Source organism: Pseudoalteromonas translucida KMM 520, assembly GCF_001465295.1.
GTDB classification, from domain to species: Bacteria; Pseudomonadota; Gammaproteobacteria; order Enterobacterales; family Alteromonadaceae; genus Pseudoalteromonas; species Pseudoalteromonas translucida.
The window spans coordinates 3,008,023-3,026,907 of sequence record NZ_CP011034.1 but is presented as its reverse complement, the minus strand read 5'-3'; the positions used below and the strand labels follow the sequence as shown (position 1 = coordinate 3,026,907).

General features: G+C 41.9%; 17 protein-coding genes. All 17 read left to right on the top strand.

Annotated elements, in window-relative coordinates:
- Positions 1-2: 2 nt before the first annotated feature.
- The gene (locus PTRA_RS13995) at positions 3-1,046 is read left to right on the top strand and encodes a rod shape-determining protein (protein WP_011329327.1); all 1,044 of its coding nucleotides are present in this window, start codon (positions 3-5) and stop codon (positions 1,044-1,046) included.
- Entirely contained in the window at positions 1,046-1,888 is an 843-nt protein-coding gene (gene mreC / locus PTRA_RS13990) for a rod shape-determining protein MreC (RefSeq protein ID WP_208855509.1), read from the top strand. Before PTRA_RS13995 ends, mreC begins: the two co-directional genes overlap by 1 nt.
- A complete protein-coding gene (gene mreD / locus PTRA_RS13985) occupies positions 1,881-2,360 on the top strand; it encodes a rod shape-determining protein MreD (protein ID WP_058374240.1) in 480 nt (159 codons plus the stop codon). The genes mreC and mreD overlap by 8 nt, the downstream gene beginning before the upstream one ends.
- The gene (locus PTRA_RS13980; RefSeq protein ID WP_058374239.1) at positions 2,360-2,929 is read left to right on the top strand and encodes a Maf family protein; all 570 of its coding nucleotides are present in this window, start codon (positions 2,360-2,362) and stop codon (positions 2,927-2,929) included. Before mreD ends, PTRA_RS13980 begins: the two co-directional genes overlap by 1 nt.
- Before the next feature lies 1 nt (position 2,930).
- A complete protein-coding gene (gene rng, locus PTRA_RS13975; protein ID WP_058374238.1) occupies positions 2,931-4,403 on the top strand; it encodes a ribonuclease G in 1,473 nt (490 codons plus the stop codon).
- Entirely contained in the window at positions 4,403-8,254 is a 3,852-nt protein-coding gene (locus PTRA_RS13970; protein ID WP_058374237.1) for a YhdP family protein, read from the top strand. The genes rng and PTRA_RS13970 overlap by 1 nt, the downstream gene beginning before the upstream one ends.
- 10 nt (positions 8,255-8,264) lie before the next feature.
- The gene (locus tag PTRA_RS13965) at positions 8,265-9,092 is read left to right on the top strand and encodes a carbon-nitrogen hydrolase family protein (protein WP_058374236.1); all 828 of its coding nucleotides are present in this window, start codon (positions 8,265-8,267) and stop codon (positions 9,090-9,092) included.
- Positions 9,089-10,528, top strand: coding sequence for a metalloprotease TldD (tldD, locus tag PTRA_RS13960; protein ID WP_058374235.1), 1,440 nt, complete (start codon positions 9,089-9,091; stop codon positions 10,526-10,528). The genes PTRA_RS13965 and tldD overlap by 4 nt, the downstream gene beginning before the upstream one ends.
- A gap of 231 nt (positions 10,529-10,759) precedes the next feature.
- Complete coding sequence (gene trmJ / locus PTRA_RS13955) at positions 10,760-11,485, top strand: tRNA (cytosine(32)/uridine(32)-2'-O)-methyltransferase TrmJ (protein ID WP_058374234.1); 726 nt, start codon at positions 10,760-10,762, stop codon at positions 11,483-11,485.
- Positions 11,486-11,692: 207 nt separating this feature from the next.
- Positions 11,693-12,184, top strand: a complete 492-nt coding sequence (iscR, locus tag PTRA_RS13950; protein WP_058374233.1) for a Fe-S cluster assembly transcriptional regulator IscR — start codon at positions 11,693-11,695, stop codon at positions 12,182-12,184.
- 24 nt (positions 12,185-12,208) lie between these two features.
- Positions 12,209-13,426 (top strand): IscS subfamily cysteine desulfurase, encoded by a 1,218-nt coding sequence (locus PTRA_RS13945; protein ID WP_011329316.1) that lies wholly within the window; start codon positions 12,209-12,211, stop codon positions 13,424-13,426.
- A gap of 43 nt (positions 13,427-13,469) precedes the next feature.
- Positions 13,470-13,853 carry a Fe-S cluster assembly scaffold IscU gene (gene iscU / locus PTRA_RS13940; RefSeq protein ID WP_011329315.1) on the top strand — a complete coding sequence of 128 codons (384 nt, stop codon included), beginning with the start codon at positions 13,470-13,472 and terminating at the stop codon, positions 13,851-13,853.
- Positions 13,854-13,862: 9 nt separating this feature from the next.
- Positions 13,863-14,186 (top strand): iron-sulfur cluster assembly protein IscA, encoded by a 324-nt coding sequence (gene iscA / locus PTRA_RS13935; protein WP_011329314.1) that lies wholly within the window; start codon positions 13,863-13,865, stop codon positions 14,184-14,186.
- Between the two features lie 112 nt (positions 14,187-14,298).
- Complete coding sequence (hscB, locus tag PTRA_RS13930) at positions 14,299-14,826, top strand: co-chaperone HscB (RefSeq protein ID WP_058374232.1); 528 nt, start codon at positions 14,299-14,301, stop codon at positions 14,824-14,826.
- Positions 14,827-14,878: 52 nt separating this feature from the next.
- Positions 14,879-16,741 (top strand): Fe-S protein assembly chaperone HscA, encoded by a 1,863-nt coding sequence (gene hscA, locus PTRA_RS13925; RefSeq protein ID WP_058374231.1) that lies wholly within the window; start codon positions 14,879-14,881, stop codon positions 16,739-16,741.
- Between the two features lie 11 nt (positions 16,742-16,752).
- Complete coding sequence (gene fdx, locus PTRA_RS13920) at positions 16,753-17,091, top strand: ISC system 2Fe-2S type ferredoxin (protein WP_011329311.1); 339 nt, start codon at positions 16,753-16,755, stop codon at positions 17,089-17,091.
- Positions 17,092-17,272: 181 nt separating this feature from the next.
- Positions 17,273-18,700, top strand: coding sequence for an NAD-dependent succinate-semialdehyde dehydrogenase (locus PTRA_RS13915; protein WP_058374230.1), 1,428 nt, complete (start codon positions 17,273-17,275; stop codon positions 18,698-18,700).
- Positions 18,701-18,885 lie beyond the last annotated feature (185 nt).

Here is an 18,885-nt window from a genome sequence, read left to right as displayed (position 1 = left end):
TCATGTTTAAAAAACTCCGTGGTATTTTTTCAAACGATCTATCGATCGACTTGGGTACAGCCAATACCCTCATTTATGTAAAAGAAGAAGGCATAGTACTTAACGAACCATCAGTGGTTGCTATTCGTCAAGAGCGTGCTGGTGGACCTAAAAGCGTTGCTTCAGTAGGTACTGAGGCAAAGCAAATGTTAGGCCGTACGCCTGGTAATATTAAAGCTATTCGACCAATGAAAGACGGCGTAATTGCCGATTTTTATGTTACCGAAAAAATGTTACAGCATTTTATTAAGCAAGTGCATAACAATAACTTTATGCGTCCAAGTCCACGTGTACTTATATGTGTACCTTGTGGTGCAACCCAAGTAGAAAAACGTGCAATACGTGAATCTGCAATGGGAGCGGGTGCTCGCGAAGTGTATTTAATTGAAGAGCCAATGGCTGCGGCAATTGGTGCAGGTTTACCGGTATCAGAAGCCACAGGCTCTATGGTTGTTGATATTGGTGGTGGTACTACCGAAGTGGCTATTATTTCGTTAAACGGCGTAGTTTACTCATCGTCAGTACGTATTGGTGGCGATAAGTTTGACGAAGCAATTATTAATTATGTGCGTCGTAACTTTGGTAGCTTAATAGGCGAAGCGACTGCTGAGAATATTAAGCATCAAATTGGCTCTGCTTTTAAAACCGATGAACCAATCGAAATTGAAGTGCGTGGCCGTAATTTAGCCGAAGGCGTACCGCGCTCATTTATATTAAACTCGCACGAAATTCTTGAAGCGCTACAAGAGCCACTAATGGGAATTGTAAGTGCTGTAATGGTTGCCCTTGAGCAGTCGCCGCCAGAGCTAGCGTCGGATATTTCAGCGCACGGCATGGTGTTAACCGGTGGTGGTGCATTACTAAAAGATTTAGATCGTTTATTAATGGAAGAAACAGGCATTCCGGTTGTGGTTGCTGATGATCCGCTTACATGTGTTGCCCGTGGTGGTGGTAAAGCGCTTGAAATGATAGACGTGCACGGCGGTGATGTATTTAGTTACGACTAATGAAATCAATGTTTGCACAAACCGTTTCTTTGCAACTGCGACTCTTTGTCGCAGTGCTTTTGAGTGTCATACTGATTATTGGCGATAAGTACACCGAAGGTGGAACAAACGTTCGTACTAGTTTAAATACACTGGTTAGCCCATTAATTTATGTGGCTAATTTACCCTATGAAGTATTTAGCTTTGGTGCAAAAAGCTTACATACCCGCGATCAATTACTTACCGAAAACGAAGCGCTGAAAAAAAAGCAAATGCTGCAAAGCGAGCAACTACAGCAGTACCAGTTTTTGAGCAGAGAAAATCAAAAATTACGCGCCTTATTAGGCTCATCGGCTAAGCCGTCAAATCGTAAAATTATTGCGCAAGTACTGTCAGTACATTCAAACCCGTATAGCCATCAAGTTGTTATAAACCGAGGAACCACCAATGGGCTTAGTGAAAGCCAAGCCGTAATTGATGATATGGGCGTAGTAGGGCAGCTTACTAAAGTAGGCTCAACCACCTCACGCGTGTTATTAATGACCGACACTACCCACGCTACGCCGGTACGTATTTTACGTAACGATGTGCGTACTGTGGTTGAAGGCATAGGTAAAATTAATGTTGTTAAGCTCTCTCATGTACCACACAGCCTAGATGTACGTATTGGCGATGTATTAGTGACCTCAGGCTTAGGGGGCACCTTTCCGGAGGGCTACCCCGTTGCTGTAGTTACTGAAATAAATCGCGATGAAGGCCAGCCGTTTGCACAAGTTTATGCAGAACCCATAGCACAGCTAGATCGTATTCGATTATTAGTAGTGCTGTGGCGAAATCAACAGGAGCAGGTTAGCGATGATTAATCGTTATTCGTTGTTAATTGCACTGAGTATCTTTTTTGCGTTAGTAATGGCTTTGATGCCGTTACCGTTTTCGTTTGAACCATTTCGTCCTGACTGGGTGCTGTTGGTATTAATGTATTGGTCACTTGCTGTGCCACATCGTTTAAATATAGGCACCGCTTGGGTTGTAGGCTTATTAATAGATTTAGCTTCGGGTTCACCACTTGGGGTTAATTCACTTACTTATTCAATCTGTATTTTTGTTACGGCCAGTAATTTTCAAAAAATCCGTAACTTTTCGCTATGGCAACAAAGCTTATTAATTGGCTTGTTTTTAACCCTTTATCACTTAATGCAGTTTTGGCTAAATCACTTTTTATTAGGCGTGTATTTTAGCCCGCAATATTTATGGCCTGTACTAACAGGCATGTTGAGTTGGGTGTGGGTGTTTTTATTGCTGCGTAAATACCGTAGACATTTTAGGATCAGATAATGACCAACGCCGTATATTTGGCATCTGCCTCACCTCGCCGTAAAGAGCTTTTAGCGCAACTAGGAATCGAATTTACTCAGTTTAGTGTTGATGCCGACGAGAGCCAACTACCCAATGAACTTCCTTATGATTATGTAGAACGCTTAGCGCGTTTAAAGGCGCAGTCGGGTGTAGCACTTGGTTATACCGATCGCCCTGTGCTGGGTAGCGATACCGTTGTAGTTATTGACAACCAATCGCTAGGCAAGCCTCGTGATGAAAATGACTTTACCCATACATTAAAGCGTTTGTCGGGCAATACCCACCAGGTATTAACCGCGGTTGCTTTTGCAACAACAGACAAAGTACTTAGCTGCGTAGTCAGTACTAATGTTACTTTTAAAACACTCAGCGATGATGAAATACATACCTACTGGCAAAGTGGCGAGCCACAAGATAAAGCAGGAGGGTATGGCATTCAAGGCTTAGGCGGTCGATTTGTTACTCATATTTCGGGTAGCTATTTTGCTGTAGTAGGCTTACCTTTATACGAGACCGAACAATTATTACAAACATTCTTAAGAGGCTAGCATGAGTATAGAATTACTAATTAATGTCACGCCAAGTGAAAGCCGTGTTGCCCTAATAGAAAACGGTGTTCTACAAGAAATACAACTAGAGCGAATTGGCAATTTAGGGATTGTTGGTAATATTTACTTAGGAAAAATTAGCCGTGTTTTACCCGGCATGCAAGCCGCCTTTGTTGATATAGGCCTTGAAAAAGCTGCATTTTTACACGCCTCAGATATTGTAAATAGCGCCTCTATTGTTGAAGGTGTAGACGATACCCCGATAAAAAAAGTACAAGATATTCGAGAACTAGTGCGCCAAGGACAATATATTATGGTGCAAGTGGTAAAAGATCCACTGGGCACTAAAGGCGCGCGTTTAACTACCGACATTACCATACCTTCGCGCTATTTAGTGTTTATGCCCGACGCCACCCATGTTGGCGTAAGCCAGCGCATAGAAACAGAAGAAGAGCGCGCCAGGTTGAAAAAAATCGTTGCTGAATACAGCGATGAAAACGGCAGCTTTATTGTGCGAACCGCTGCAGAAGGCGCAAGCGAAGCCGAATTAAGACACGATGCTGCATTTTTACAAAAGTTGTGGCAAAAAGTGGTGTCACGTCGTAAAAAAACCAGTAAAGCCAGTATTTTGCATGAAGACTTAACCCTTGCCTTTAGAACGCTACGTGACTATGTGGGCGAGGATATGGAGCGCATTAGGGTTGACTCTAAACTAACCTACCAAGAGCTTAAATTATTTACCGAAGAGTTTGTGCCAATTTTGTCGCAAGTGCTTGAGTATTACCCGGGGGAGCGCCCCATTTTTGATTTGTTTGATGTTGAAAACGAAATACAAAAAGCGCTGCACCGTAAAGTAACCCTTAAATCGGGTGGCTATTTAATTATCGATCAAACCGAAGCGATGACTACAGTTGATGTTAATACGGGGGCATTTGTTGGCCATCGTAATTTAGAAGAAACCATTTTTAATACCAATGTTGAAGCCACTTCTGCTATTGCGCGCCAGCTTAGGCTGCGTAACTTAGGCGGTATTATTATTATCGATTTTATCGATATGGTAAGTGAAGATCATAAACGCCGCGTAATGCATTCGCTCGAATCGGCGTTAGCAAAAGATCGTGCTAAAGCTAATATTAATGGCTTGTCGGCATTAGGTTTAGTAGAAATGACCCGTAAGCGCACCCGCGAAAGCTTAGAGCATATATTATGTGATGTTTGCCCTGCGTGTTCTGGTCGTGGTTCACAAAAAACAGTAGAAACAGTGTGCTACGAATTACTGCGCGAAATAGTGAGAGTTAATCGTGCTTACGATGCTGATAAGTTTGTGGTTTATGCAGCGCCCGCGGTATGTGAAGCATTACTTAACGATGAATACCATAACTTAGCCGAGTTGGAACTATTTATTGGCAAGCAGGTCAATATTCAAGTTGAGAGTTTATACAGCCAAGAGCAGTTTGATGTGGTAATGATGTAATGAAAGCAAAAGCGGTCTGTTTTTTTTGTTTTAGAAAATTATGGCAAACGTGTGCCATAATTTTAGTGTTACTGGCCGTGACTGTTTCTATTTTAAAATATACCCTACCTTATGCAAACGACTACAAAGATAATATAGAAAACTACCTACATACTAAGTTTGATATTAGTTTATCAATAGGCTCTATTTCAGCTAGTTGGCAAGGCAGCGGGCCTGCCTTAGTGCTCGAAAACCTATCGTTTAAAGACAACCAAACTGCACCTATTTCACTCACTATAGCTAAAACCAGTTTAGAGCTTAACTTGTGGGAGAGCTTAAAAACGCTGCAATTAAAGTCAAACTACTTTGTAATAAATGGCTTTCATACCAGTATTAAGGTAGCTAATTTATTTGCTAAAAATGAGGGCGAAGTGTCGTTTGAACAAAAAGAGCTAATAGAAGAACTATTTTTGGGCGACACAGGCCACTTCGCAATAGAAAACTCCAGCATTAACTTTATTTTAGAAGACGGTACTGAGCGTAAGTTACTGTTAGAGAATATTGTTTGGCAAAATCAAAATAAACAACATTTAGGCAGCGGTAGCTTAGCATTACCGGGTATTTCGGTAGGAAGTTTTGATGCGCGAATAGCACTCAAAGGCGATACCATTGAAAAAATGGCAGGCGATATGTATGTGCAAGCTAATGAGGTAGATGTATCTAACTGGTTAGCGCAATATATTAATACCGAAAAACAGCAACTGCATAGCAATATAAACTTACAAGCTTGGTTAGCGCTTAATCAAGGTTTAGTGAGTGATGTAAAAGTACAGTGGTTACCTAGTTTTGTACATTGGGAATTGGCTGGAGAAAAACAACAGCTGAGCCTAAGTGAAGGTGGATTTCATTTATTTCCTGAACAAAAAAGCTGGCGGTTGAAAAGCACGGGGTTAGCGTTTAATAGTAATGATAAAAGCTGGCCGAGTTTAGAGTTTGAGGCACTGCTGGGTAAGCAAAATAAAGTTTGGTTACAGCAAGTTGATATAGCGCTACTTAGCGATTTAGCCGAGCTGACTAACTTTAACAACCTAACGCCATTTTTACAGCGCCAGCCAAGTGGGCAAATAAAGCAAGCTTACTTCGATTATACCAATAATGAGCAATGGCAGCTGTGGTTTGAAGCCGATAATATTGGCTGGCAAGAGCAGCACGCAATACCTGCCGCACAAGACCTGCGAGTTAGTGCGCTGGTTAATCAGCAATACGGGCGAATTACCCTGTTTGGTGAAAATAACAGCCTAATTACCGGTGATAGCTTTAGCCAAAATATAGATTATGAGCAATTAAATGTAGAGCTCAATTTAGCCAAGCGCAGTAATGCTTGGCACATTAGCAGTGACAATATTTGGTTTAACAATGATGAAGTAACCTTTGCTGCAGAAATGCAACTTAGCTTAGGTGACGAACCGCGCTTAGATTTATACGCCGAAGCATTTGCACCCGACGCCAGTATTGCCGGGCACTATTTTCCTTTAAAAGCGATGAGCCCTGAATTAGTTAGTTATTTAAATGGCGCCATAAAAGGCGGTGAAGTGTCAAAAGCACAAGTGCTTTTTGCAGGCCCGCTAACAGGCTTTCCGTTTAGTGACGGCTCTGGGCAGTTTGATGTGTTAGCACAAATAGATAACGCCACTTATCAGTTTGATCCCGACTGGCCCGCAGTTACTAATGCCAGCGCCCAGTTACATTTTGCCAATGAGCGCATGGATATTTATAGCCAGCAAGGCAAGTTAGTAAATTTAGCTGTGGGTAGTAGTGTACGCGTTAGCATTAGCGATTTAATGCATGCCGATGAGCTAGTAGTTAAAATAGATAAGCAAGCTGAGCTTGAAAAAATGCACGACTTTTTTGCGGCCACGCCACTAGCCAGCCCACTTGCTGAAATTTTTAAAATTGTGCAAGGTAAAGGCGAAGCGAGTGCAGATATAGAGCTGTTAATTGGTTCTAAATTTGCTAATGGTGCAAGTGTTAGCGGCAAAGTAAATTTAATAGACTTACCTGTTTATATTGCAACTCCAGGCATTGAACTGGATAACTTAAACGGCGAGCTGCATTTTAAAAACAATGAAATAACCCTCACTAATGCCACTGCAACATGGTTGGGCATGCCACTCAATATTAACTATGACAGCAAAAGTATTGGGCAAGATTATCGCGCCAACATAAACATAAAAGCGCAGCTAGATGCCGAGACTCTTATTGCGAGCGGCCAGGGGTTATTAAAAAACTACCTTAGCGGCGAAAGTGCAGCCGATATTGGTTTAGTGCTTAATTTTACCGAACAAGGGTTTGATTATCGTGCGCAAGTAACCTCGTCATTAATTGGTTTAAGCAGTACTTTACCGGGTGACTATGCTAAAAGCAGCGAGCAACCATGGCCACTCAATGCAGTTATTCAAGGCGATAATATATCTAACTTAATTACCGCTAATATAAAGCAGCTATTTTATTTTAACGCTATTTTAGATAATGCCAATACCCACTTTAATAATGCTCATTTTGTTATCGGTAAAAACGATTTAGGGCTTAATAAAAAAGATTTAGCAGTTAGTATTAATCTACCACAAACCGATTTATTTCCTTGGTTAGAGTTAATTGAGCAAATTATAAATGTAACTAAGCAAGGCTCAGAGCAAGTATCAGCTAGTGTTATGCCACCACTGCATGAAGTACTTGCTAATATAGAAAAACTTAATATTAGTGACGTGCAATTTAATGACTTTGAAATGCGCTTAGCACCTACCCAAAACGATTTATATCTAAAGTTAAATGCTAAAGAGTTACGTGCAGGAGTGTTAATTCCTATCTCGCAAGCCAGCCAGCCGATTCGAATTAATAGCGATTATTTAAGAGTTAACTTTATTGAGCCTGCAAACGTTAAGCCAGTTGCAAGCACAGAAACAGCCGATGACGTAAGCTGGCTTACTCAGCTACCCGCAATAGAATTTGAATGTGGCGACTGTAAGGTGAGTCAGTATCAGTTAGGTAAAGTAAGCGCATCTTTATTGGGGGATGGTAAGCGGCTTGTTATTTCTGAGTTAGTGGTTGATAAGAACGATCATATTTTACGCACCCATGGGCAGTGGCAAAATGGCCAAACGCAACTCAGCGGTGAGCTTAAAAGTGAGGATATAGGCGCATTATTTAATGAGTTTGACTTAACCACCGCAATTAAAGATTCAAACGCAACCATTAACTATAATCTTGCATGGCAAGCAGCCCCGTATAACCTTGATGTAGCAAGTCTTTCGGGCAATATTGATTGGCGATTAGGCGAAGGACATTTAACCGAGGTAAGTGATGGTGGCGCGCGGGTGTTCTCGTTACTGAGCCTAGATTCGTTAGTGCGTAAATTAAAACTCGATTTTAGAGATGTGTTTTCCAAAGGCTTTTTTTATAACAGTATGCAAGGCACAATGCAGCTTGATAAAGGCATTGCCTATACTCAAGATACTAAAATGGATGGCGTACCAGCCGACTTAACCATTAAAGGTTATGCTAATTTAAACACCCTAGAAATAGACTATGACCTAGCGGTTGCGCCGCAAGTAACCTCCAGTATACCTATAATAGTAGCTTGGATGGTTAACCCAGTTACCGGCCTTGCTGCACTTGCTATAGATAAAGTGATTCACTCGGCGCGCGTTATTTCCGAAATAAACTTTAAAGTAACCGGTAAAATGAACGATCCACAAGTACAAGAACTTGACCGTAAAAGTCGTGAAGTAACGCTACCACAAGCGGCGCAAAATCAGCCTCAAGCAGCCACAAAGCTTAAACTAAAAGACGCTGAAGTGAGCGTTACCCAATGAAAAATAGTCAATGAGTAAAGCAATTCCGACAATTATTGCCCTGCAAATGTGCTCAGGGGGTGATCCTGAGCAAAACATGCAAACGTTAGTCAATCAGCTACAACAATTACCCACTACAAGGCCATTGTTAGTATGCTTGCCTGAAGCCTTTTTAGTGTTTAGTAAATCGGGTAACGATACCTTAAAAGTGGCTAAGCATGCAGAGCGTTATAAGCAGCAGTTAAGCGAGCTGTGCCAATTGCATAATATTTGGTTAAGCGCCGGTACTATGCCAGAGCCTTATAGTGACAGTAAATATTACGCCGCGTCGCACTTATTTAATGCTCAAGGTGAACTCGTTGCCAGCTACAATAAAATGCATTTATTTGATGTAACAGTTGACGATTCAACGGCCAGCTATCGAGAATCAGACTTTACTCAAGCAGGAAATGAAGTTGTTGTTGTCGACTCTCCCTTTGGTAAAATTGGCTTAACAGTATGTTATGATCTGCGCTTTAGTGCTTTATATACTCAACTTGTACGCCAAGGCGCAGAAGTTATATTAGTCCCTAGCGCCTTTACCGTAGTGACCGGGAAAGCCCATTGGCAACCTTTATTGGCGGCTCGTGCAATAGAAACACAATGTTATGTGATTGCTGCAGCGCAATATGGAACACATGAAAATGGCCGCCAAACCTATGGCCACAGTATAGTTCTGTCTCCTTGGGGGGATACACTAAGTGAGTTGCCCACAGGCACAGGTTTTATAAGCGCCACGTTAGATTTAAAGCAATTACACAAAATTCGACGAGATATGCCAGTGCAATCTCATCAACGATTTAGAGAGCATTTATTATGAATACGGTTGAACAGCATTTATTACACGACAGCCAGCTAAATCGAGAAGAACTCGAAAAAACGCTCGCCTACATTCATCAACATAAAGTGGATTACGCTGATTTATACTTTCAATCAAGTCACCATGAGTCATGGGTACTTGAAGACGGCTTAGTAAAAGAAGGTTCATACAATGTTGAGCGAGGCGTAGGTGTACGCGCAGTAAGCGGCGAAAAAACCGGCTTTTCGTACTCAGATGCAATCACCCTAGAGGCACTTAATAAAGCCGCAACTGCAGCGCGTAGCATTGCCGATGCCGGTGAAAATAAATCAATTCAAGTGTTTAGCGATGTAACTGCAAAGCAGCAGTTTGCCCCGCACCAGCCAATTTCAAGTATGAGCGATACCGATAAAGTAAACTTGTTACGTGAGCTTGAAAACTATATTCGTGAACTCGCACCCGACGCAGAGCAAGTAATAAGTTCAATGTCGGCCGTATACGAAGAAGTACTTATTGCCGCTAGCGACGGTACTTTTGCCACCGATATTCGCCCACTTATTCGTTTAAATTGCTCAGTACTACTTGAAAAAAATGGTCGCCGTGAACGTGGTGGTGCCGGTGGTGGTGCGCGTTTAGATTATGGTTATTTTAAAGAGTTGGTAGATGGTAAACCACGTTGGATGGAGTTTGCAGAAGAGGCAGTGCGCCAAGCAAAAGTAAATTTAGAAGCCATTGATGCGCCAGCCGGAACCATGGAAGTGGTACTTGGAAATGGCTGGCCAGGTGTATTATTACACGAAGCCGTAGGCCACGGCCTAGAGGGCGACTTTAACCGTAAAGGCGCGTCGGCGTTTAGCGGCAAAGTAGGGCAAAAAGTAGCGTCTGAGCTATGTACAGTGGTTGATGATGGCACCATGGCTGATCGTCGTGGCTCACTTAACGTAGACGACGAAGGCACACCTGCGGCTTATAACGTACTTATCGAAAACGGTATTTTAAAAGGCTACATGCAAGATAAAATGAACGCGCGCCTAATGGGGGTTAGCCCAACGGGTAACGCACGTCGTGAATCGTACGCACATTTACCTATGCCACGCATGACCAACACTTACATGTTAGGCGGTGAACACAGCCAAGCAGATATTATCAGTAGTGTTAAAAAAGGCGTGTTTGCGCCTAATTTTGGTGGCGGACAAGTTGATATAACGTCAGGTAAATTTGTATTTAGCGCATCAGAAGCCTATTTAATCGAAAACGGTAAAATTACCCAACCAATTAAAGGCGCAACCTTAATAGGTAACGGCCCAGAAGTAATGCAGCAAATATCTATGGTAGGTAACGACCTAGCGCTCGATAAAGGCGTTGGCGTGTGCGGCAAAGACGGCCAAAGTGTTCCTGTTGGGGTAGGCCAACCTAGTTTGAAAATAGACAAATTAACGGTAGGCGGAACAGCTTAATTACTGCTATCCGATTTAATAAAAGATAAAAGCAGTGCAGTGTTTGGACATAAGCAAAGGGTATTGGCTTGCGATCACTAAGTATGTGCTTTAAATAAGCCGATATATAAATCTAAACATGGTTTGTATTTTGAGCTGAAACCTTATTCACGGCTGCGCTTATCGTAGCCGTGTTTTTAATTACATGGTAGAATTTGCGCAATTTTTTGCAGCAAACAAAGTAGCACAGCAATGATCTTAGATGATATTCGCGTTGTTTTAGTTAACACATCACACTCAGGTAATATTGGTTCGGCGGCTCGCGCCATGAAAACCATGGGCTTATCAAAGCTTTATTTAGTCGACCCAGCATGTGAAGTCGATAGTCATGCCAGTGCATTAGCCGCTGGAGCAAGTGATGTTTTAGGTAATGCTGTGATTGTTGATACTGTTGCTGATGCAATTGCCGATTGCGCATTAACCATTGGCACGAGTGCGCGCTCTCGCACACTATCTTGGCCTATGGTTGAACCACGTGAATGTGGTGAAAAGCTAGTAAGCGAAGCTGTGAATGGCCCGGTTGCTTTGGTGTTTGGTCGTGAAAATAGCGGCTTGAGCAACGATGAATTACAGCTTTGCAATTATCATGTTTGTATTCCGGCAAATCCAGAGTACAGCTCGCTTAATTTAGCTATGGCAGTGCAAACATTATGCTACGAAACGCGAATGGCGTTTTTAAATCAACAACCTAAAATAGCCGAAGAAGATGACACCGCTTACCCTAGCTCAAAACAAACTGAGTTATTTTACGGCCATCTTGAAGAAACACTGTTTAATACAGGGTTTATCATTAAGCAGCACCCAGGCATGGTTATGACCAAGTTACGCCGCATGTTTAATCGTGCTCGCCCTGAAGATGCTGAAATGAACATTTTGCGTGGTATTTTAACCTCTATAAATAAGTCGATACCTAAATAACAGCGGTTATAGCAATTAGTTATAACAAGCTACGATTAAATAACGCGCTAATACTTGACTAAATTACTCAGGTAATTACAATAGGACGTAATACTTGAGTAAAACACTCAGGTATTACGTGTTTAGCTAAGAACTTGTTTTAAGTTTTAATACTTGACTAATTTACTCTGGTAATTAAAATTTGCACTCTTTTGTGCGGAGGGCGTTATGAAGTTAACATCAAAAGGCAGGTATGCCGTTACAGCTATGCTGGATGTTGCACTGCACACAGGTGTAGGTCCTGTTGCCCTTGCTGATATTTCACAGCGACAAGAAATTTCTTTGTCTTACCTTGAGCAGTTGTTTGCCCGTTTACGTAAAAATGGTTTGGTAAGTTCTGTTCGCGGCCCTGGCGGTGGTTATTTATTGGGGCGTAAAGCGGACGCTATTTCTGTTGGTGATGTGATAAATGCAGTAGATGAGTCAGTTGATGCAACACGTTGCCAAAAAAGTGATATAGGTTGCCAAAGTGGTATGCGCTGTCTTACCCATAACTTGTGGTCAGATTTAAGCGCACGAATAGAAGAATTTTTAGATAATATTACCCTTGCTGAATTGGTAGAGAAATCTGATGTGAAAGAGATCGCATTACGCCAAGATAACAGTGTTAATGATGCAATTAAGCAGTTGGAAAATATTCAAGTAAGCTGTCAACTTTAAGGTTGACCTGCAGCGGAGAGAGAAATGAAGTTACCGATTTATTTAGATTACGCAGCAACCACGCCTGTTGACGAACGTGTTGCCAAAGAAATGATGCAATGCCTGACAATGGACGGTAATTTTGGTAATCCTGCGTCACGTTCACATAGGTTTGGTTGGCAAGCTGAAGAAGTAGTTGATCAAGCACGTACCGATGTTGCTGATTTAATTAATGCAGACCCACGTGAAATTGTTTTCACTTCGGGTGCAACCGAATCAAATAACCTAGCAATTAAAGGCGCGGCACAGTTTTACAAAAAGAAAGGTAAGCATATTATTACCGCTAAAACTGAGCACAAAGCCGTAATCGACACATGTCGTGAGCTTGAGCGTCAAGGTTTTGAAGTAACCTATATGGACGTTGAAGAAAACGGCCTACTTGATTTACAAAAACTTGCCGACACTATGCGTGACGACACCGTACTTGTAAGCATCATGCATGTTAATAACGAGCTAGGTGTAATTCAAGATATCGCTACAATTGGCGAAATGTGTCGCGAACGTAAAATTATGTTCCACGTAGATGCAGCGCAAAGCGCAGGTAAAGTATTAATTGACGTACAACAGCTTAAAGTTGATTTTATGTCATTCTCAGGCCACAAAGTATATGGTCCTAAAGGTGTTGGTGCACTTTACGTTCGTCGTAAACCACGCGCTCGCCTAGAAGCACAAATGCACGGTGGCGGCCATGAACGTGGTATGCGCTCTGGCACACTTGCTACGCATCAGTTAGTGGGTATGGGTACAGCGTTTAGAGTTGCTAAGCAAGATTTCGAAAAAGATCATGCACACATAAGCGCCCTACGTAAGCGTTTAATTGACGGTATTATGAGTGATATGGAAGAAGTGTACTTTAACGGTACACAAGATCAGTCAGTACCAGGCATTGTAAATATCAGCTTTAACTTTGTTGAAGGTGAGTCGTTACTAATGGCAGTAAAAGACATTGCAGTATCGTCAGGTTCAGCCTGTACGTCAGCAAGCTTAGAGCCTTCTTATGTTTTACGTGCACTTGGCCGTAACGACGAATTAGCGCATAGCTCAATTCGTTTTAGTATTGGTCGTTTTACCACCGAAGAAGAGATTGATTACACCGTTGAATTAATGAAAAACTCTATCGGTCGCCTACGTGAAATGTCTCCACTTTGGGAGATGCATCAAGAAGGTATTGATTTAGATTCAGTTGAATGGGCTCACCACTAATAATAGTGCGAGTACATACCTAGCAGGTAGTGAGGATAGAATTATGGCTTACAGTGATAAAGTAATCGACCACGTAGAAAACCCACGTAACGTAGGTGTTTTAGACAAAAATGATCCGTCAGTGGCAACGGGTATGGTAGGCGCACCAGCATGTGGTGACGTAATGAAATTACAAATTAAAGTATCTGCCGATGGTATTATCGAAGATGCAAAATTTAAAACGTATGGTTGTGGTAGTGCAATTGCTTCATCTTCACTGGTAACAGAGTGGGTTAAAGGCAAAACACTAGAGCAAGCAGCGACTATTAAAAATACTGATATAAGTGCAGAGCTAGAGTTACCACCAGTGAAAATTCACTGTTCAATTTTAGCCGAAGATGCAATTCAAGCAGCAATTGCAAACTATAAAAGTAAACAAGCGAAGTAAGAGAGTTCCATGGCAGTGACATTGACAGATGCGGCAGCAAACCGCGTACAATCATTTTTAGCAAATCGCGGTAAAGGTTTAGGCCTGCGCGTTGGCATTAAAACGACGGGCTGTTCAGGTCTTGCCTATGTACTTGAGTTTGTTGACGAGCTAAACGACGACGACGAAACATTTGTAGCAAAAGGCGTTACCTTAATTGTTGATGCTAAAAGCTTAGTTTACATTGACGGTACGCAGCTCGATTACACTAAAGAAGGCTTGAATGAAGGGTTTAAATTTACTAACCCTAATCAAGCTGACGAGTGTGGTTGTGGTGAAAGCTTTACCGTTTAAATTTAAACGTGTTTTGAATACCTAAGTTACTTGGGTATAAAACAAGCCCTGCCAATAAATGTAGGGCTTTGTTATTTTTGAAATTAATTTCTGAATATTATTGGTTGAAGTTATGCGCTATTTTGAGTTATTTGCAATACCAGTTGACTACAATATTGATTTAGTAATAGTTAACAAGCACTACTTAGAGCTACAGCGTGCAGTGCACCCCGATCGCCATGCCAACGCCAGCAGTCGCGATAAATTAATGGCAGTGCAAAGCGCCGCAGAAATTAACGACGCACTACAAATATTAAAGCACCCAGTAAAGCGTGCCGAATATATGTTAAGTGAGTTAGGTGTCGATATTCGTGCTGAGCAACAAACCTTGCAAGATCCGGCATTTTTAATGCAACAAATGGAACTTCGCGAAGAGTTAGAAGAGCTAACCTCAGCGAGCGATCCTGACGCTGCAATTGCTAATTTTGAAAAACAAATCAAGCAACTTAACGAACAATACAGTGCACAACTTGCACAGCAATTAGCAAGTAACGACGAGCAGCAATACCAAGCCGCTGCAGATAATGTTCGTAAACTAAAATTTGTTTATAAATTACGTGACGAATTAGAGCGTATTGAAGACAGTTTATTTGATGATTAATCACCTAACTTGCTAATTTATAAAGCAAGGTAAAGCGAGTTTAAAAAATATTATGGCATTATTGCAAATTGCTGAGCCGGGGCAGAGCGCGGCACCACATGAACATAAACTAGCCATAGGTATTGACCTAGGTACAACTAACTCATTGGTAGCCACGGTACAAAGTGGCGAAGCACGCACCTTAACAGATGACTTAGGTGAAGCAATGCTTCCTTCGGTAGTGCGTTATCAAGCGGGTGGGATCACTGTAGGTAGCGAAGCTGCAAAAGCAGCAACGCAAGACCCAGTTAACACGCTTATTTCAGTTAAGCGCTTTTTAGGTAAAACCCAAGCAGAAATAGAACAAAGCTATGGGCAACTACCGTATCAATTTTGTCAGCACGATGGTGCACTTGCCATAGAAACAGCAGCTGGAAAAATCAGCCCAGTAAAAGCATCTAGCCATATTTTAGCTGCATTAAAAGCCCGTGCAGAACAAAGCTTTGGTAATCAAGAAATTTTAGGTGCAGTTATTACCGTACCGGCATACTTTGATGACGCTCAGCGCCAAAGTACAAAAGATGCCGCTGAACTTGCAGGTATTAACGTACTACGATTATTAAATGAGCCAACAGCAGCCGCTGTTGCTTATGGTTTAGACTCGGGTCAAGAAGGTATTATTGCTGTTTACGATTTAGGCGGTGGCACCTTCGATATATCAATTTTGCGCTTGCACCAAGGTGTATTTGAAGTATTAGCTACAGGCGGCGACTCCAGCCTAGGCGGCGATGACTTTGACTCACTGATTGTTGATTACTTAAAGCAGCAAACGGGTGTAACCACTTTATCTCCAGCGGTACTGCGCTTATTTATTAATAAAGCTAAAGCCTGTAAAGAAGCATTAAGCCAATACTCAACTGTTAATGTTGGGCTTGAGTTTGATGATGAGAAATACATGGTTGAAGTGACCCGCGAAAAACTTGACGAGCTTGCGATACCACTAGTTAAAAAAACGCTTCGTTCTTGTCGCCGTGCTGTAAAAGATGCTGGTATTGAGAACGAAGAAGTGCTGCAAGTAATTATGGTGGGTGGCTCTACTCGCATGCCATTAGTACGCAGCCAAGTTAGTGAGTTTTTTAATAAAGAAGCACTAACGTCAATTGATCCCGATCGCGTTGTAGCGCTAGGCGCTGCGTTGCAAGCAGATGTGTTAATTGGTAATAAACCTGATTCAGATATGTTGTTACTCGACGTATTACCACTATCGCTAGGTCTTGAAACTATGGGTGGCTTGGTGGAAAAAATTATTCCACGTAATACCACTATACCAGTAGCACGTGCTCAAGAGTTTACTACTTTTAAAGATGGCCAAACGGCCATGTCGTTGCACGTACTACAAGGTGAGCGCGAATTGGTAGACGATTGTCGCTCTCTTGCTAAGTTTAGTTTAAAAGGTATTCCGCCAATGACTGCGGGTGCTGCACATATTCGGGTTACGTTTAAAGTAGACGCCGATGGTTTACTTAGCGTATCGGCAATGGAAAAATCGACAGGCGTACAAGCAGATATTCAAGTTAAACCGTCATTTGGTTTATCGGACGACCAAGTATCTAATATGCTAAAAGAGTCAATGAGCAACGCTAAAGGCGATATGCAAGCGCGTATGCTCAAAGAGCAACAAGTAGAAGCACTACGTGTAATTGAAGCACTAGAGGCATCACTTGCGAGTGACAGTGGTTTACTTGACGAAGCGCAACTAGCATATTTACGAGCTGAAATTGCAGAATTGGTTAAAGTGCGTGAGAATGCGCAGCAACCAAACGAGATTAAAACCGCGATTGAAAAAATGGATAACGCCAGCAGCGATTTTGCCGCACGCAGAATGGATGCATCAATTAAAAAAGTTCTTACTGGGCAGTCAGTAAACAATATTTAAGAGAGATTAGAATGCCACAAATTATTTTTCTTCCCCATCCAGAATTGTGTCCAGATGGCGCTGCAATTGAAGCACCTAGTGGTCAAACGGTTCTTGATGTTGCCCTTAAAAATGGTATTAGCATTGCTCACGCGTGTGAAAAGTCATGTGCGTGTACTACGTGCCACTTAGTGATCCGCGAAGGCTTTGATTCACTAGAAGAAAGCGATGAGTTAGAAGACGATATGCTTGATAAAGCATGGGGCTTAGAGCCAGAGTCGCGCTTAGGTTGCCAAGCTATTATTAGAGATGAAGACCTAGTGGTTGAAATACCTAAGTATAACGTTAATATAGTTAATGAAGAGCACTAGCTTTTAACGATTAATATAGTAAAAGCCGCTGTTTAATACAGCGGCTTTTTTGTTTGTACACCGCAGGGTAGGCGGGAGTTTACCTCGCGCAGGCTTATCTAAAAAGTTAGCTTTGGCTCTATGCCATGCATTAAACGCTAACATCTACATTTTAAATTAAACGGTAATTCGGAGGTTTATTTTGAGTAATCTTATTTTTTCTGACTCGTTTATTAATGGTGAATTTTATAAAACAAATACGCACTTTAGCGTTAACGATCCCGCTACCGAAAAAAGTATTATTGATGTAAGCGATATTGATGAGCTGGGTGTAAATAATGCAATAGTTGCAGCTCAAAGCGCATTTGTTAAATTAAAAGCAACCAATGCTACGCAACGAAGCGAAACCTTGATGCGCTGGTATGAGCTAGTTATAAAACACAAGCAAACGCTTGCAGAGTTAATGACCAAAGAGCAAGGTAAACCACTTAAAGAAGCGTTGGGCGAAATTGATTACGGCGCGGGCTTTATAAAATGGTTTGCCGAGGAAGCTAAGCGCAGCTATGGCGATGTTATACCTGCTACCGACAACAGCCATAGGTTAACCAGCTTTAAGCAGGCTGTAGGAGTTGTTGCAGGGATCACACCATGGAATTTTCCTGTTGCTATGATCACGCGTAAAGTTGCCCCCGCTTATGCAGCCGGTTGTAGTTTTATATTAAAACCTTCTGAGCACACCCCATTATGTGCTATTGCACTTGCCTATTTAGCCGATCAAGCAGGGTTTGAAAAAGGGGCATTTAACGTCTTAGTATCGCAAAATGCTAAAAAAGTAGGAAAAATACTAACCGACTCTGAAATAGTGCGTAAGTTTACTTTTACCGGCTCAACGGGTGTAGGCAAGCAGTTATTAGCGCAATGCGCAGGTACTATTAAGCGCACTTCTATGGAGCTTGGAGGAAACGCACCTTTCATTATTTATGATAATGCAGACCTAGATGCAGCTATTGAGGGATTAATGGCGGCTAAGTTTAGAAATAGTGGGCAAGCTTGTGTTGCTGCAAACCGTATCTTTATTCAACGTAATATTATTGATGCAGTACTTAATAAACTAACCCCTAAGGTGGCTGCTTTAAAAGTCGGTAATGGCTTTACAGCAGATGTTGATATTGGCCCGCTTATTTACCCTAAGGCGAAAGAAAAAGTACAGCAACTAGTACAAGACGCACTAGATAAGGGGGCAGTATTGATAGGTGATAACAGTGATTTAGGTGGCAGCTTTCAAAACCCGCTGATTGTAAATAACGTCACTGCCGACATGGATATTTACCATGAAGAAGTATTTGGCCCAGTATTAACAATTATTCCTTTTGATGATGAAAGCGAAGTACTTACCCTAGCAAACGACGTACCTTACGGCTTAGCCGCTTATTTTTATAGCCAAAATATTAAGCAGGTTTACCGCATTAGCGAAGGTCTTGAGTTTGGCATGATTGGTGTAAACGAAGGTGTTATTTCTAACCCTGTAGCGCCATTTGGTGGCGTTAAGCAATCGGGCCTTGGCCGCGAAGGGGGGCATCAAGGATTAAATGAGTACCTCGAAGAAAAATACGTGTGTATTAAAATTTAAACTGCTTATATGCTCTTGGTGGCTTGCAGTAAAACCACTTTAAGGCACTGTACTAAGACATTGAGTAATTTATTTTAGGCAAAGAAAAGCGCGCTCTATCTCTAGGCGCGCTTGCGGAATCTTCTAATTTTCTGCATCCTGCAATTGAACTTAATCAACTCCAAATTCTTACTAATCCTTGTTAT

Coding starts and splice junctions, on each gene's coding strand:
- PTRA_RS13995 (WP_011329327.1), top strand. CDS start 3: ATGTTTAAAAAACTCCGTGGTATTTTTTCAAACGATCTATCGATCGAC.
- mreC (WP_208855509.1), top strand. CDS start 1,046: ATGAAATCAATGTTTGCACAAACCGTTTCTTTGCAACTGCGACTCTTT.
- mreD (WP_058374240.1), top strand. CDS start 1,881: ATGATTAATCGTTATTCGTTGTTAATTGCACTGAGTATCTTTTTTGCG.
- PTRA_RS13980 (WP_058374239.1), top strand. CDS start 2,360: ATGACCAACGCCGTATATTTGGCATCTGCCTCACCTCGCCGTAAAGAG.
- rng (WP_058374238.1), top strand. CDS start 2,931: ATGAGTATAGAATTACTAATTAATGTCACGCCAAGTGAAAGCCGTGTT.
- PTRA_RS13970 (WP_058374237.1), top strand. CDS start 4,403: ATGAAAGCAAAAGCGGTCTGTTTTTTTTGTTTTAGAAAATTATGGCAA.
- PTRA_RS13965 (WP_058374236.1), top strand. CDS start 8,265: ATGAGTAAAGCAATTCCGACAATTATTGCCCTGCAAATGTGCTCAGGG.
- tldD (WP_058374235.1), top strand. CDS start 9,089: ATGAATACGGTTGAACAGCATTTATTACACGACAGCCAGCTAAATCGA.
- trmJ (WP_058374234.1), top strand. CDS start 10,760: ATGATCTTAGATGATATTCGCGTTGTTTTAGTTAACACATCACACTCA.
- iscR (WP_058374233.1), top strand. CDS start 11,693: ATGAAGTTAACATCAAAAGGCAGGTATGCCGTTACAGCTATGCTGGAT.
- PTRA_RS13945 (WP_011329316.1), top strand. CDS start 12,209: ATGAAGTTACCGATTTATTTAGATTACGCAGCAACCACGCCTGTTGAC.
- iscU (WP_011329315.1), top strand. CDS start 13,470: ATGGCTTACAGTGATAAAGTAATCGACCACGTAGAAAACCCACGTAAC.
- iscA (WP_011329314.1), top strand. CDS start 13,863: ATGGCAGTGACATTGACAGATGCGGCAGCAAACCGCGTACAATCATTT.
- hscB (WP_058374232.1), top strand. CDS start 14,299: ATGCGCTATTTTGAGTTATTTGCAATACCAGTTGACTACAATATTGAT.
- hscA (WP_058374231.1), top strand. CDS start 14,879: ATGGCATTATTGCAAATTGCTGAGCCGGGGCAGAGCGCGGCACCACAT.
- fdx (WP_011329311.1), top strand. CDS start 16,753: ATGCCACAAATTATTTTTCTTCCCCATCCAGAATTGTGTCCAGATGGC.